The sequence below is a fragment of the Rubrivivax sp. JA1055 genome (assembly GCF_020966565.1).
Lineage (GTDB): Bacteria > Pseudomonadota > Gammaproteobacteria > Burkholderiales > Burkholderiaceae_C > Rubrivivax > Rubrivivax benzoatilyticus.
On the sequence record NZ_JAJKFP010000003.1, the window covers coordinates 76,070 to 91,020 of the forward strand.

A 14,951-nucleotide genomic window follows, 5' to 3' on the forward strand; every position below is an offset into this window, starting at 1 on the left:
ATGACCAGTCTGATCGAACAGGCCGCCCAGCGCCTCGAGCAGCTCCGCCAGGCCGGCGTGGCGGTGCCGGAAGTCGCGGCGCCGCCGGCCGCCCCTGGCGTGGCGCCGGCGCAGCCGCCGCGTGCCGAGCCCGCCGTGACCTCGCGCCGCGTCGAGCTCAAGCTCGAGGACCTCAACGCCGCCGGCATCGTCACGCCGAACGCGCCGCGCACGCCGGTGGCCGACCAGTTCCGCGTCATCAAGCGGCCGCTGATCGCCAACGCCGTCGGCAAGGGCGCCGCCACGCTGAAGCACGGCAACCTGATCATGGTCACCAGCGCGGTGGCCGGCGAGGGCAAGAGCTTCACCTCGGTGAACCTGGCGATGAGCATCGCTGCCGAGCTCGACCACACCGTCGTGCTCGTCGACGCCGACGTCGCCCGGCCGTCGCAGCTGCGCATGCTGGGCCTGCCGCCCAGCGAGGGCCTGCTCGACGTGCTCGAGGGCAAGGCCGAGCTGTCGGACGTGCTGCTGCGCACCAACGTCGACAAGCTCACCATCCTGCCCAGCGGCACGCCGCACGCCAAGGCCACCGAGCTGCTGGCCAGCGAGGGCATGGCGCGCCTGCTCGACGAGATGGCCACGCGCTATCCCGACCGCATCATCATCTTCGACTCGCCGCCGCTGCTGCTGACGACCGAGTCGCGCGTGCTCGCCTCGCACATGGGCCAGATCGTCGTCGTCGTCTCCGCCGGCCGCACCCAGCAGGCCGCGGTGCAGCAGGCGCTGGACACCATCGACTCCTGCCCGGTGCGGCTGCTGGTGCTCAACAAGGCGCGTTCCGACAGCGCCGCCTATGGCGGCTCGGGTTACGGCTACGGCTACGGTTACGGCTACGAACGCGAGACCGGCGGCCAGGCGGGCGGCTCCGAAGGCGAGGGCGACCGGCCGTCGAACCGTCCCGCCGGGGCCTGACGCCATGCCGGTCCAGCAGGCAACGTTCCCCCCGCACGCGCTGCGGCGTCCCGGGCTGATCGCCGCCGCGGCCGTCGCGGCGCTGGCCTGCCCGGCCTGGGCCCAGGAGGGGCCGCGCGGCTGGTCGGTGCAGCCCAGCGTGTCGCTGCAGCAGACGGTCACCAACAACGCCCGCCTCGAGCAGGACGGGCGTTCCGACGCCATCACCCAGGTCACGCCCGGCGTGCGCGTGTCCGGCCGCAGCGGCCGCGTGCAGGGCTCGCTCGACTACCAGCTGGACCTGATCCAGTACGCCCGCGAGTCCGATCGCAGCACCACGCACAACCGGCTGTCGGCCGACGCCGGCGCCGAGCTCGTCGACCAGCACCTGTTCCTGGACGCCAGCGCCAGCATCTCGCAGCAGACGATCTCGGCCTTCGGTCGCCAGAACGCCGGCACCGGGCTGGTCGACTCCAACTCCACCGAGGTCGCCACGGCGACCGTCTCGCCGACCTTCAAGGCCCGGCTCGCCGGCCTCGTCGACGTCGGCGCCCGGGCCACCTGGACGACCTCGCGGGCCGAGGACAGCACCGCCGGCGACTACACCGACTGGGACGCCTCGGTCGATCTCGGCGCGCGCCACGGCCTGTTCGGCTGGGGCCTGGCCGGCTCGCGCTCGAGCAGCCGCTTCCAGGACGGCGGGCGCTACATCACCGACATCGGCGTGGCGACGCTGTCGGTGTTCCCGACCTCGCGCTTCAGCCTGTTCGTGCGCGGCGGCCGCGAGCGCACCGACGCGCTGGGCACCGGCACGCGCTACAGCAGCAGCTCCGGCGGCGGCCTGACCTGGCTGCCGACGCCGCGCACGCGCCTGACGCTCGAGACCGACGAGCGCTACTTCGGCCGCTCGCACAGCGTCAGCGTGAGCCACCGCTTCCGCCGCGTCGCGCTGACCTACTCCGACACCCGCGGCGTGACCGGCGACAACGCCGACGCGCTGGGCCCGCTGCGAGCGCTGTACGGCCAGATCTACGCCGCCTGCATGCAGCAGTTCGGCAATGCCGCGCTGTGCACCCAGGTCAGCCGCCTCGCGCTGGGGCTCGACCCGACCGTGCCGCTGACCTTCCTGAACTCGGCGCCGTCGCTGCAGCGCGCCCAGGCGCTGTCGCTGGGCTTCTCGGGGGTGCGCAACAGCGCCTCGCTGGTCGTCACCAGCACCGAGAACCGCCGTCTCGGCGAGCAGCAGTACATCGGCGGCGACCTGGCGCTGGTGCCGAGCGTGCGCCAGCTCGCGCTGACCCTCGGCGGCGTGCACCAGATGACGCGCCAGACCTCGCTGGGCCTGAGCGCCAGCCTCCTGAAGACCCTGGACGAGGAGTCCCAGCCCGGCACCGAGCAGCGCCGGCTGGAGCTGTCGATGACCAGCACCCTGGGCCCGCGCACGCAGGGCACGCTGGCCGTGCGCCGCGTGTGGTTCGACAGCGAGACCAGCCCGTACCAGGAATCCGCGATCGTCGGGACGCTCAACTACCGGTTCTGATCATGTACGAAGCGTTCTACGGGTTGAGCAGCAAGCCGTTCCAGCTCAATCCCGATCCGAGCTTCTTCTTCGGCAGCAAGCAGCACCGTCGCGCCAAGGCCTACCTCGAGTACGGCGTCTCGCGCAACGAGGGCTTCATCGTCATCACCGGCGAGATCGGCGCCGGCAAGACGACCGTGCTGCGCTCGCTGATCGACGGCCTGCACGGCAGCAACGTCATCGCCGGCCACCTGGTGACGACCCAGCTCGGCGCCGAGGACACGCTGCGCATGGTCGGCGCGGCCTTCGGCTTCCGCGTCAAGGACGTGCCCAAGAGCGAGCTGCTGATCACGCTGGAAGCCTTCCTGATCAGCCAGACCAGCAAGGGCAAGCGCTGCCTGCTGATCGTCGACGAGGCGCAGAACCTGACGCCGCGCGCCGTCGAGGAGCTGCGCATGCTGTCGAACTTCCAGTTCGGCAACCAGGCGCTGCTGCAGAGCTTCCTCGTCGGCCAGCCCGAGTTCCGCGAGATCCTGCAGCGCCCGGAGATGGAGCAGTTCCGCCAGCGTGTCGCGGCCACCTGCCACATCGGCCCGCTCGACGCCGAGGAGACGCAGCGCTACATCGAGCACCGCCTGAAGTGCGCCGGCTCGACCGGCAAGCCGAGCTTCGACGCGGCCGCCTTCGACGGCATCTACCAGGCCACCGGCGGCATCCCGCGGCGTGTCAACACCGTCTGCGACCGCCTGCTGCTGGCCGGCTTCCTGTCGGGCAAGACGCACCTGACGGCCGAGGACGTGGCCGAGGTCGTGCAGGAGTTCCGCCAGGAGTCCGAGGTCCCGGCCAAGCCGGCCCCGGCGGCCGACGCCGCCGGCGGCGCCGAGGCGCTGGCCGCCGTCGCCGCGGCGGTCACCGCCTCGCTGGACGTCGACCTGTCCGGCCTGCAACTGCCGGCCGAGGACGCCGAGGCCATGACCCGCCAGATCCAGTCGCTGGCCGCCGACCAGCGCGGCGACCAGCTGCAGCGGCTGGAGAAGAGCCTGCTGCGCCTGGAGCGCATCAACCTGCAGACGCTGGCGATGCTGACCCGGCTCGTCGAGGCCGCCGCCAAGCCTCCGGAGAAGAAGTGAACGGACCCGTCCTCTGCGTCGTCGGCGCGCGCCCGAACTTCATGAAGATCGCGCCGATCCTGCGCGCCTTCGCCGCGCACCAGCCGCCGATCCCCGCGCTGCTGGTGCACACCGGCCAGCACTACGACCAGGACATGAACGACAAGCTGTTCGTGGACCTGCAGCTGCCGCGGCCCGACCTCAACCTCGAGGTCGGCTCGGGCAGCCACGCGGTGCAGACGGCCGAGGTCATGCGCCGCTTCGAGCCGGCGATCGACGCCCACCGGCCGAGCTGCGTGCTGGTCGTCGGCGACGTCAACTCGACGCTGGCCTGCGCGCTCGTCGCCGCCAAGAAGGGCGTGCCGGTGGTCCACGTCGAGGCCGGCCTGCGCAGCTTCGACCGGCGCATGCCCGAAGAGATCAACCGCGTGCTGACCGACCAGCTCGCCGACCGGCTCTACACCACCGAGCGCGGCGCGCTGGCGCATCTGCAGCGCGAGGGCGTGGCCGCCGAGCGCGTGTGTTTCGTCGGCAACGTGATGATCGACACGCTGCTCGCCTGCCGCGAGCGCGCGCGCAGCGCCGCGGCCACGCTGCAGGCCCACGGCCACGACACGGCGCGCCTGGCTGGCCCGGCCGGCTACGGCGTCGTCACGCTGCACCGGCCGTCCAACGTCGACGACGCCGAGACGCTGCACGAGCTGCTGCAGACGCTGGCGCGGGTCGCCGAGCGGCTGCCGCTGGTCTTCGCGCTGCACCCGCGCACGCGCGCCAACGTCGAGCGTTTCGGCCTCGGCCACCTGCTCGACCCGGCGCGCGTGACGCTGCTGCCGCCGCAGGGCTACCTGGAGATGATCGGCCTGATGGCCGGCGCCACCGTCGTGCTCACCGACTCCGGCGGCCTGCAGGAGGAGACCACCGCGCTCGGCGTGCCGTGTCTCACGATGCGCGAGAACACCGAGCGCCCGATCACCGTCGACGAAGGCACGAACACGATGGTCGGCCGCGACCGCGCCGCGATCCTCGCCGGCGTCGACGAGATCCTCGCCGGCCGCGGCAAGCGTGGCCGCGTGCCCGAGCTCTGGGACGGCCGGGCCGCCGAGCGCATCGCCGCCGACCTGGCGCACTGGCTGTCGTGAGGCCCGGCTGCCGATGCTCGCCCCCGCGATCACGAACGCGCTGACCATCGACGTCGAGGACTACTTCCAGGTCTCGGCGTTCGCGCCGTACATCCGCCGCAGCGACTGGGACGCGCGCGAGTGCCGCGTCGAGCGCAACGTCGAGCGCATCCTGGCGATGCTCGACGCGCGCGGCGTGCAGGCCACCTTCTTCACGCTGGGCTGGGTCGCCGAGCGCTACCCGCAGCTGGTTCGGCGCATCGTCGAAGGCGGCCACGAGCTGGCCAGCCACGGCTACGGCCACCAACGCGCCAGCGACCTGACCCCGGCCGCGTTCCGCGACGACGTCGCGCGTGCCAAGGCCATCCTCGAGGACCTCGGCGGCGTCGCCGTGCGCGGCTACCGCGCGCCCAGCTTCTCGATCGGCGAGAAGAACCTCTGGGCCTTCGACACGCTGGCCGAGACCGGCCACGCCTACAGCAGCAGCCTCTACCCGATCCGCCACGACCACTACGGCATGCCCGACGCGCCGCGTTTCGCCCACCGCGTCGCCGGCGGCCTGCTCGAGGTGCCGGTGACCACCGTGCGCCTGGGCGGGCGCAACCTGCCGTCCAGCGGCGGCGGCTACTTCCGGCTGCTGCCGTACGCCGCGTCGCGCTGGCTGATCGGCCGCGTCAACCGCGACGACCGCCAGGCCGCGGTCTTCTACTTCCACCCCTGGGAGATCGACGCCGGCCAGCCGCGTGTGCCCGGCATCGACGCCAAGACGCGCTTTCGCCACTACGTGAACATCGCGCGCATGGAGCGCAAGCTCGCCAGCCTGCTCGACGACTTCCGCTGGGGCCGGATGGACCACATCTTCCTGGCCCGCGACGCTGCCGCGGCGCGCCCGGCCTGAGCCCGCCGTGACCACCGTCCGGCGTCTGGCCCCCGACGACGGCCGCCTCGCCGCGGCCTGGGACGAGTACGTGCTCGCCTGCCCGCAGGCGACCTTCTTCCACCGCGCCGGCTGGCAGCGTGTGCTGCGCGAGGTGTTCCGCCACGACACGCACTTCCTCTGCGCCGAGCGCGGCGGGCGCATCGTCGGCGTGCTGCCGCTGGCGCGCGTGAAGAGCCTGCTGTTCGGCCACTCGCTGGCCAGCCTGCCGTTCGCGGTCTACGGCGGCGTGGCCGCCGACGACGAGGACGCCGCGCTGCTGCTGGAGGCCGCCGCCGAGCGCCTGGGCCGCGGGATGGGCGTCGAGCACCTGGAGCTGCGCCAGCTGGCGCGCCGCCACGAGGGCTGGCCGCGCCAGGAGCTCTACGTCACCTTCCGCAAGGAGATCCTGCCCGACGAGGAGGCCAACCTGCTGGCCATCCCGCGCAAGCAGCGCGCGATGGTGCGCAAGGGCATCAAGAATGGCCTCACCGCCGCCTTCGACGACGGCGTCGAGCGTTTCTTCGCGCTCTACGCCGACAACGTGCACCGCCACGGCACGCCGGCGATGCCAAGACGCTGGTTCCAGGCGCTGCGCCGCGAGTTCGGCCGCGACTGCAGCGTGCTCACCGTCAGCGCGCCCGACGGCCGGCCGCTGTCCTCGGTGCTGAGCTTCTACTTCCGCGACGAGATCCTGCCGTACTACGCCGGCGACGACGAGGCCGCGCGCGACCTCGCCGCCAACGACTTCAAGTACTGGGAGCTGATGCGCCACGCCTGCGCGCGCGGCCTGAAGACCTTCGACTACGGCCGCAGCAAGCAGGGCACCGGGCCCTACGCCTTCAAGAAGAACTGGGGCTTCGAGCCGACGCCGCTGACCTACGAGTACCGGCTGTTCAGCCGCGAGGCGGTGCCGCAGCACAACCCGAGCAACGCCAAGTACCAGCTGCTGATCCGCGCCTGGCGCCGGATGCCGCTGGCGATGGCCAACACGATCGGCCCGCACATCGTGCGCAGCCTGGGCTGACCATGGCGCGGCTGCTGTTCCTCGCCCACCGCCTGCCGTACCCGCCCAACAAGGGCGACAAGGTGCGCTCGTACCACCTGCTGCGCCACCTGGCCGCGCGCCACGAGGTCCATGTCGGCACCTTCGTCGACGACCCCGAGGACGAGGTCCACGTGCCGACGCTGGCGCGCGACTGCGCCAGCCTGTTCGCGCCGCGCCTGCATCCGCTGCGCGCACGCGCCGCCAGCCTCGCGGCGCTGCTCGACGGCCGCGCGCTGACGCTGCGCTACTACCAGCACGCGGCGATGGCGCGCTGGGTGCGCCGCACCGTCGCCGAGCGGCGCATCGAGGCGGTCGTCGTCTTCTGCTCGTCGATGGCCCAGTACGCCGAGGGCCTGGGGCTGCCGACGCTGGTCGACTTCGTCGACGTCGACTCGGCCAAGTGGGCGCAGTTCGCCACCGACCGCGGCGGCCCGCTGGCCTGGCTCTACCGCCGCGAGGGCCGGCGGCTGCTGGACTACGAGCGCCGCGTCGCCGCCGCCGCGCGCCGCTCGTACTTCGTCACCGAACGCGAGACCGAGCTGTTCCGCTCGCTCGCTCCCGAGTGCGCCGGCGCCGTCGACGCGATGTCCAACGGCGTCGACGCCGAGTTCTTCGCGCCCGAGCCCGCGCGCGCGTCGCCGTACCCGGCCGGCGCGCCGGCCATCGCCTTCACCGGCGCGATGGACTACTGGCCCAACGTCGACGCCGTCGTCTGGTTCGCGCAGGAGGCGCTGCCGGCGCTGCGCGCCGCGCACCCGGGGCTGCGCCTGCACGTCGTCGGCCGCAGCCCGGCGCCGGCGGTGCGGGCGCTGGCCGGCGACGCGGTCAACGTCACCGGCACCGTGCCCGACGTGCGGCCGTACCTGCAGCACGCCGACGTCGTCGTCGCGCCGCTGCGGCTGGCGCGCGGCATCCAGAACAAGGTGCTCGAGGCGATGGCGATGGCGCGCCCGGTGGTCGCCGCCACCGGCTGCGGCTCGACGATCGGCGCCGCCGACGGCCGCGAGATCGTGCTCGCCGCCGACGCGCCGGCCTTCGTGCACGAGGTCGGCGCGCTGCTCGCCGACCCGGCGCGCGCCTCGGCGCTGGGCGCCGCCGGCCGCCAGCGCGTGCTCGCCGACTACGCCTGGAGCGCCAACCTGGCGCGCATCGACGACCACCTCGCCGCGGCACTCGCCGGGCGCGCCGCCTGAAGAGCCCGACGATGAGCGCCGTCCCCGCCCCGCTGCCCCGTGCCACGCCCTGGCCGCCGGCGCTCGCCGCCTTCGGCCTGCTGCTGGCCGCCGTCGGCTGGTTCTACCGCGACACCGCGCTGGCGATGGCCGAGGTCTGGTGGCGCTCGGACACCTTCGCGCACTGCATGCTGGTGCCGCCGATCGTGCTCTGGCTGGTGTGGCGCAAGCGTGCCGAACTCGCGGCGCTGGCGCCGCGCCCGCAGCCCTGGCTGCTGCTGCCAATGCTCGCGCTGGCCGCGCTGTGGCTGCTGGCCGAGCTGGTGGCCGTCAACGCCGCCGAGCAGTTCGCCTTCGTCGCCACGCTGGTGCTGGCGGTGCCGGCGGTGCTGGGGCTGGCCGTCGCGCGCCGCATCCTGTTCCCGCTGCTGTTCCTGTTCCTGGCGGTGCCCTTCGGCGAGTTCGCGCTGCCGATGATGATGGAGTGGACGGCCGACTTCGTCGTCGGCGCGCTGCAGCTCACCGGGGTGCCGGTCTACCGCGAGGGCCAGAGCTTCGTCATCCCCAGCGGCAGCTGGTCGGTCATCGACGAATGCAGCGGCATCCGCTACCTGATGGCCTCGTTCATGGTGGGCTCGCTGTTCGCCTACCTGAGCTACCGCTCCTGGCGGCGGCGCGCGGTGTTCATGGCGCTGTCGATCGCCGTGCCCATCGTCGCCAACTGGCTGCGCGCCTACCTGATCGTCATGCTGGCGCACCTCTCGGGCAACAAGATCGCCGTCGGTGTCGACCACCTGCTCTACGGCTGGGTGTTCTTCGGCGTGATCATCCTGGTGATGTTCTTCGTCGGCGCGCGCTGGTCCGAGCCCGAGGCCGCGCCGGCGCCCGGCCCCCGGGGCGCCGCGCCGGTCGCCGGCGCCTGGCGGCCCGTCGCCGCGACGGCCGCCGCCGTCGCGCTGGTGGCGCTGCTGCCGCACGGCCTGCTGGCGCTGCTGCAGCGCGCCGAGGGCGCCGCCGCCCCGGCGCAGCTGGTGCTGCCGCAGGCGCTGGGCGACTGGACGCAGGCCACGCCGCCGGCCGCCGACTGGACGCCCGCGTTCGACGACGGCGCGCTGCGCGTGCGCGCCGGCTACGCCGGGCCGGCCGGCCTCGTCGGCGTGCACGTCGACTACTACCGCGGCCAGAGCGACACGCGCAAGATCGTCAGCAGCCAGCACCTGCTGGTCGGCATGCAGGACACGCAGTGGGCCATCCCCGCCCACGGTGCGCGCCGCATCGAGCTCGACGGCCGGCCGCTGGTGCTGCGGCGCTCCGAGATCCTGTCGCGCGTGTCGCTGTCCGGCGCCGACCAGCGCCGCATCGTCGTCTGGCGGCTGTACTGGGTCGACGGCCGCTTCCTGGGCGGCGACGTCGAGACCAAGCTCGCCGGCGCGCTGGCGCGCCTGGCCGGCCGCGGCGACGAGGGCGCCGCGCTGCTGCTCTACGCCGATGCCGGCGACCCCGCCGCGTCCGACGCCGCGATCGAGGCCTTCCTGCGTGCCCAGCTCACCCCGCTGGGCACGCTGCTGCAGCGCGTGCACGACACGCGCTGACCCCACCCCGTTTCATTGCAGAAAGCGAGAATCACCGTGAACACCGTCGCCGTCATCGGTCTGGGCTACGTCGGCCTGCCGCTCGTCGTCGAGTTCGGCAAGCAGATGCGCACCATCGGCTTCGACATCGCGCAGCACAAGGTCGACGCCTGCCAGGCCGGCCGCGACCCCTCGCGCGAGCTGCCCGACAGCGAGCTCGCCGCCGCCACGCACGCCGTCTACACCAGCGACCCGGCGCTGCTGGCCGAGGCCGACATCATCATCGTCGCCGTGCCGACGCCGGTCGACGAGGCGCACATCCCCGACTTCACGCCGCTCATCGGCTCGTCGACCAGCGTCGGCCGGCACATGAAGAAGGGCGCGATCGTCGTCTACGAGAGCACCGTCTACCCCGGCGCCACCGAGGAGGTCTGCATCCCGGTGCTGGAGCGCGAGTCGGGCCTGAAGTGGAAGCGCGACTTCTTCGTCGGCTACAGCCCCGAGCGCATCAACCCGGGCGACCGCGAGCACACGCTGACCAAGATCCTGAAGATCGTCAGCGGCGACACGCCCGAGACGCTGGAGAAGGTGGCGCAGCTGTACGAGCGCATCATCGTGCCGGGCGTGCACCGCGCCAGCAGCATCAAGACCGCCGAAGCCGCCAAGGTCATCGAGAACACCCAGCGCGACCTGAACATCGCGCTGATGAACGAGCTGGCGATCATCTTCAACAAGCTCGGGCTGGACACCAGCGAGGTGCTGGAGGCCGCCGGCACCAAGTGGAACTTCCTGAAGTTCAAGCCGGGGCTGGTGGGCGGCCACTGCATCGGCGTCGACCCGTACTACCTGACGCACAAGGCCGACATGCTGGGTTACCACCCGCAGGTCATCCTGGCGGGGCGGCGCATCAACGACGGCATGGGCAAGTTCATCGCCGAGCAGACGATCAAGCAGATGATCGCCTCGGGCAGCTACGTCAAGGGCGCGCGTGTCAACGTGCTGGGCCTGACCTTCAAGGAGAACTGCGGCGACCTGCGCAACAGCAAGGTCATCGACATCATCCACGAGCTGGAGAGCTACGGCGTCGACGTCTTCGTCACCGACGCCCAGGCCGAGGCCGACGAGGCGATGCACGAGTACGGCGTGCGCCTGGTGCCGTTCGAGGACCTGCCGCGCGCCGACGCCATCGTCGCCGCCGTCGCGCACCGCGAGTACGCCGAGCTGAGCACCGACGACCTGTGCCGCAAGCTGGTCAAGGGCGGGGCCTTCATCGACGTCAAGGCTGCCTTCGACGCGCGGGCGCTGGAGGCGGCGGGGTTGAGGGTGTGGAGGCTGTGAGGCCCCCCTCCGGCGCCGCAGTGTCCGGGCCTCGGGGCCTGGAGACGCGCGGCGCCATGGGGCCGGCGCTCGTCGTGGGCGTCTTTGGCGCACTCGTGTTCGCCGGATTCCCGGCTTCTCTCGCATTCCAGTCGGCCAGTCCGTCGGCGCCGTTGTCGTGGGCCTGGGTCGCAGGATGCTCCTCCGCCGGCGTCGTGGCGGCACTGCTTGCCGTGTGGGCGGGAGCCCCCGTCTTGGCCCTCTGGCGGGCTGTGCTCGGCGTTCTGCGGGGACGGTTGTGGATGGCCCTTGTCGCGGGGCTGGTGCTGCGGCTCGTTTGGGTCGTGACGGTCCAGCCGGCGCCGGCGTCGGATGGCGCCGCCTATCTCTCGCTGGCCCAGGGGCTGCTGACCCACGGCGAGTTCCGCGCCGGTCCCACCCGGGCCTACTGGCCGCCGGGCATGGCCTTCGCATTGCTGCCCTTCCTCGCCGCGCTGCCGTCGGCGGCGCTGGCAGTGGCCGCGTTCGGGTTCGTCTTCTTCGTCGTCGGCGCGCTGGGCACCTACAGCCTGGCACGGAGGCTTGGCCTGGACGATGGCGCGGCGGTGGCCGCGGTCTGGCTGGCGGCGCTGTGGCCCGCACACGTGATGCTCGCCGGCCTGCCCGAAAAGGAGCTGATCGTCATCGCCCTGATGCCCTGGGCCTTGCGCTGGAGCTGCGATGCGCTGCAGCGCTGGCCGGCCGCCGCCGCCGCCGGTCTCCTGGTCGGCGCCATGATGCTGGTGCAGCCGTCGCTGCAGCTGCTGCCGGTCTTGGCGGCGGCCGTGGCGCTTCTGCTGCGCCAGCCATTCGTCGCGGTGCTCAGGGCCGCTGTGCTGGCGGTGCTGGCGATGCTGCTGGTTGTCACGCCGTGGTCGATGCGCAACCTCCGCGTGCTCGGCCACCCGGTGCTGGTGTCGACGAACGGCGGCAGCAACCTCTATCGGGCCAACAACGAGCTGGCGACCGGAGCCTTCGTGGCCACCGGCAAGGTCGACGTCGAGTCCCTTCCCGAACTGGAGGGCGACCGTGTCGGCAAGCGCCTCGCGGTGGAGTGGGTTCGATCCCGGCCGTTGGACTTCCTGCGCTTGTGCGCGACGCGGGTGCTGCTGTTTCCCGGCGACCAGTCGTACCCGGCCTATGCCGCCTTTCGCGCCGACCCCGACCGCCTGCCCTGGCTCGCCTATCTGGGACTCAAGGCGACGGCGGCGTTGCCCTGGCTGCTGCTGTGGGTGGCGGCCGTCCACGGGGTGGGGCGTGTGCTGCGCCGTGCCGCCGCGGCGCCTCCGTTGCCGTGGCTGCTCCTGCTGCCAACCGCCTACCTGACAGCGATCCATGCCGTCTTCGAGAGCGGGACGAAGTACCACCTGCCGACGCTGCTGCCGGTCCTCGTCCTCCTGGTGCTGCTGTGCCTCGGCCGTGGTGCAGCGCGGAAGGCCTGAGCCATGCTGTTCCAGGTGCTGCGCTTCCTGATCGTCGGCGTGCTCAACACGGCAGTGGGCCTGGGGACCATCTACCTGTTGAAGTGGGCCGGCGGCTTCGGCGACGTTGCGGCCAATGCCTGCGGTTATGCCGTGGGTCTGTGTGTCAGCTTCGTGCTCAACCGGCGCTGGACCTTTGCCGACCGCGGCCGCCGCGCGCCGGCCGTCATGCGCTTCCTGCTGGTCTTCGCCATCGCCTACGGCTTCAACCTGCTGACGCTGCTGCATCTGCGCGACGCCTGGCACATCGACGCCTACCTGGCCCACGCGCTGGCCACCGTGCCCTACACCGTCACGTTCTTTCTCGGCAGCAAGTTCTTTGTGTTCCGGTCGGTCGCCCCCGCGATCCCACGTGCCTGAGCCGTCACCATGAAACCTCCCGTGCTAGCGGTCGTCGCGCCCTGTTACAACGAGCAGGAGGTCTTGCCCGAGACCGTGCGGCGCCTGCGCCAGCTGCTCGAGCGGCTGGTCGGCGAAGGGCGAATCGACGCTGCGAGCCGGATCTGGCTCGTCGACGACGGCAGCCGTGACGCGACCTGGTCGCTGATCCGCGACGCCGGCACCGAACCAGGCATCGGGGTCTGCGGGATCAAGCTGTCGCGCAACCGCGGGCACCAGATCGCCCTGCTCGCGGGCCTGTTGAGTGCCACTGGCGACGTGATCGTCAGCGTCGATGCCGACCTGCAGGACGATCTGGAAGCCATTCCGCGGATGCTGGACGCCCACGCCGCAGGCCATGACATCGTCTACGGCGTCCGCAGTTCGCGCGCGACGGACACTGCGTTCAAGCGCTTCACCGCCGAGGGCTACTACCGGCTGCTGGACCGACTGGGTGTCGAGGTGATCTTCAACCATGCCGACTACAGGTTGATGAGCCGTCGTGCGATCGAGGCGCTTCGGGCCTACCCGGAAACCAACGTCTTCCTGCGCGGGCTGATCCCGCAGCTCGGCTTCCCGTCGACGACGGTGGAATACGCGCGTGCCGAACGCTTCGCGGGTGAGTCCAAGTACCCGCTGCGCAAGATGCTGCAGCTCGCCTGGCAGGGCGTGACCTCGTTCTCCGCAGCGCCGCTGCGTGCCATCACGACCATCGGGCTGCTGGTCTCGGTGCTGAGCCTGGGGCTGGGCTTCTGGGCCCTGTTCGTCCGCCTGTTCACCGACGAGGCGGTACCCGGCTGGGCCTCGATCGTCATCCCGCTTTTCCTGATCTCAGGGGTCCAGTTGCTGTCGCTGGGTGTCATCGGCGAGTACCTGGCCAAGGTCTTCGTCGAGACCAAGCGGCGGCCGCTGTACTTCGTCGACCAGATGATCGTCGCGCCAATCCCGGGCCGGGATGCTGCGGCGCCGGATCCTCGCCCCTCCATCCTGTCGTGATCGTTCCGATACCCGCCTCGCGCGCCAGCCGCCCCCTCGTCCTCCACCTCGTCTACCGCTTCGACACCGGCGGCCTCGAGAACGGCGTCGTCAACCTGATCAACCACATGCCGGCCGACGCCTATCGGCATGCGGTGGTCGCGCTGACCGAGGTCGTGCCCGGTTTTGCCTCGCGCATCCAGCGTGACGACGTCGAGTTCGTCTCGCTGCACAAGCCGCCAGGCCACGGCGTGAAGCTCTATCCGAGGCTCGCGCAGGTGTTCCGCCAGCTGAAGCCGGCCGTCGTGCACACGCGCAACCTCGCGGCGCTGGAGTTCCAGGTGCCGGCGGCCTGGTGCGGCGTGCCGGCGCGTGTGCACGGCGAACACGGCCGCGACGTCGACGACCCCGACGGCACGGTGCGCCGCTACCAGTGGATGCGGCGCGCCTATCGCCCGTTCGTGCACCGCTACGTGGCGCTGTCGCAGGACCTCGCCGGCTACCTGGAGCAGCGCGTGGGCGTGCCGCCGCGGCGCATCGTGCGCATCTGCAACGGCGTCGACACCCGGCGCTTCTGTCCTGCCACGGACGGGCGCGAGGCGCTGGCCGGCTCGCCGTTCGCCGACCCGGCGCTGTTCGTCGCCGGCACCGTCGGCCGGATGCAGACGGTGAAGGCGCAGCCGCTGCTGGCGCGCGCCTTCGTGCGCGCGCTGGAGCTCGCGCCGCGGCTGCGTCCGGTGCTGCGCCTGGTGATGGTCGGCGACGGCCCGCTGCGTGCCGAGGCGCAGGCGGTGCTGGCGCAGGGCGGTGCGGCCGATCTGGCCTGGCTGCCCGGCGAGCGCCGCGACGTGCCCGAGCTGATGCGCTCGCTCGACGCCTTCGTGCTGCCGTCGCTGGCCGAGGGCATCTCCAACACCATCCTGGAGGCCATGGCCAGCGGCCTGCCGGTGCTGGCCACCCGCGTCGGCGGCAACGCCGAGCTGGTCGACGACGGCACGACCGGCGCGCTGGTGCCGGCCGGTGACGTCGACGCGCTGGCCGCCGGCCTCGTGGCGCTGGCCTCGGACCCGGCCGGCGCCGCCGTGCAGGGCGCCGCCGGCCGCCGCCGCGTCGTCGACGGCTTCAGCCTCGACGCGATGGTCGGCCGCTATCGCGCGCTGTACGACGAGTTGCTGGGGATCGGGGACAGTGGGGATCGGGGTCAGGTCTCGTAAGACCTGACCCCAGGCCGTCCGCGCTGTACGACGAGCTGCTGGGGATCGGGGTCAGGGATCGGGGTCAGGTCTCACAAGACCTGACCCCAGGCTGCCCAGGCTGCTGGTTGGAAAGGCGCCTCAGCGGGGGATCGGGGTCAGGTCTCGTAAGACCTGACCCC

General features: G+C 72.0%; 13 protein-coding genes. All 13 read left to right on the plus strand.

Annotation, left to right across the window (positions count from 1 at the left end; translation table 11 throughout):
- Positions 1-954, plus strand: coding sequence for an XrtA-associated tyrosine autokinase (locus LOC65_RS05985; protein ID WP_009856299.1), 954 nt, complete (start codon positions 1-3; stop codon positions 952-954).
- 4 nt (positions 955-958) lie between these two features.
- Positions 959-2,473, plus strand: a complete 1,515-nt coding sequence (locus LOC65_RS05990) for a TIGR03016 family PEP-CTERM system-associated outer membrane protein (protein ID WP_230246916.1) — start codon at positions 959-961, stop codon at positions 2,471-2,473.
- 2 nt (positions 2,474-2,475) lie between these two features.
- Positions 2,476-3,582, plus strand: a complete 1,107-nt coding sequence (locus tag LOC65_RS05995; protein ID WP_009856297.1) for an XrtA/PEP-CTERM system-associated ATPase — start codon at positions 2,476-2,478, stop codon at positions 3,580-3,582.
- Positions 3,579-4,700, plus strand: a complete 1,122-nt coding sequence (gene wecB / locus LOC65_RS06000) for a non-hydrolyzing UDP-N-acetylglucosamine 2-epimerase (RefSeq protein WP_230246917.1) — start codon at positions 3,579-3,581, stop codon at positions 4,698-4,700. Before LOC65_RS05995 ends, wecB begins: the two co-directional genes overlap by 4 nt.
- A gap of 13 nt (positions 4,701-4,713) precedes the next feature.
- Positions 4,714-5,577 carry an XrtA system polysaccharide deacetylase gene (locus LOC65_RS06005; protein WP_230246918.1) on the plus strand — a complete coding sequence of 288 codons (864 nt, stop codon included), beginning with the start codon at positions 4,714-4,716 and terminating at the stop codon, positions 5,575-5,577.
- 7 nt (positions 5,578-5,584) lie between these two features.
- The gene (locus LOC65_RS06010; RefSeq protein ID WP_230246919.1) at positions 5,585-6,622 is read left to right on the plus strand and encodes a FemAB family XrtA/PEP-CTERM system-associated protein; all 1,038 of its coding nucleotides are present in this window, start codon (positions 5,585-5,587) and stop codon (positions 6,620-6,622) included.
- A gap of 2 nt (positions 6,623-6,624) precedes the next feature.
- Positions 6,625-7,836, plus strand: coding sequence for a TIGR03087 family PEP-CTERM/XrtA system glycosyltransferase (locus LOC65_RS06015; protein ID WP_230246920.1), 1,212 nt, complete (start codon positions 6,625-6,627; stop codon positions 7,834-7,836).
- Positions 7,837-7,847: 11 nt separating this feature from the next.
- A complete protein-coding gene (gene xrtA, locus LOC65_RS06020) occupies positions 7,848-9,407 on the plus strand; it encodes an exosortase A (protein ID WP_230246921.1) in 1,560 nt (519 codons plus the stop codon).
- Between the two features lie 36 nt (positions 9,408-9,443).
- Entirely contained in the window at positions 9,444-10,724 is a 1,281-nt protein-coding gene (locus tag LOC65_RS06025) for a nucleotide sugar dehydrogenase (protein WP_230246922.1), read from the plus strand.
- Between the two features lie 281 nt (positions 10,725-11,005).
- Entirely contained in the window at positions 11,006-12,184 is a 1,179-nt protein-coding gene (locus LOC65_RS06030) for a hypothetical protein (protein ID WP_230246923.1), read from the plus strand.
- A 3-nt stretch (positions 12,185-12,187) separates the two neighbouring features.
- Positions 12,188-12,583, plus strand: a complete 396-nt coding sequence (locus LOC65_RS06035) for a GtrA family protein (protein WP_230246924.1) — start codon at positions 12,188-12,190, stop codon at positions 12,581-12,583.
- A gap of 9 nt (positions 12,584-12,592) precedes the next feature.
- Complete coding sequence (locus tag LOC65_RS06040; RefSeq protein ID WP_230246925.1) at positions 12,593-13,597, plus strand: glycosyltransferase family 2 protein; 1,005 nt, start codon at positions 12,593-12,595, stop codon at positions 13,595-13,597.
- Positions 13,594-14,790 carry a TIGR03088 family PEP-CTERM/XrtA system glycosyltransferase gene (locus tag LOC65_RS06045; RefSeq protein ID WP_230246926.1) on the plus strand — a complete coding sequence of 399 codons (1,197 nt, stop codon included), beginning with the start codon at positions 13,594-13,596 and terminating at the stop codon, positions 14,788-14,790. The genes LOC65_RS06040 and LOC65_RS06045 overlap by 4 nt, the downstream gene beginning before the upstream one ends.
- The last annotated feature ends 161 nt before the right edge of the window (positions 14,791-14,951 follow it).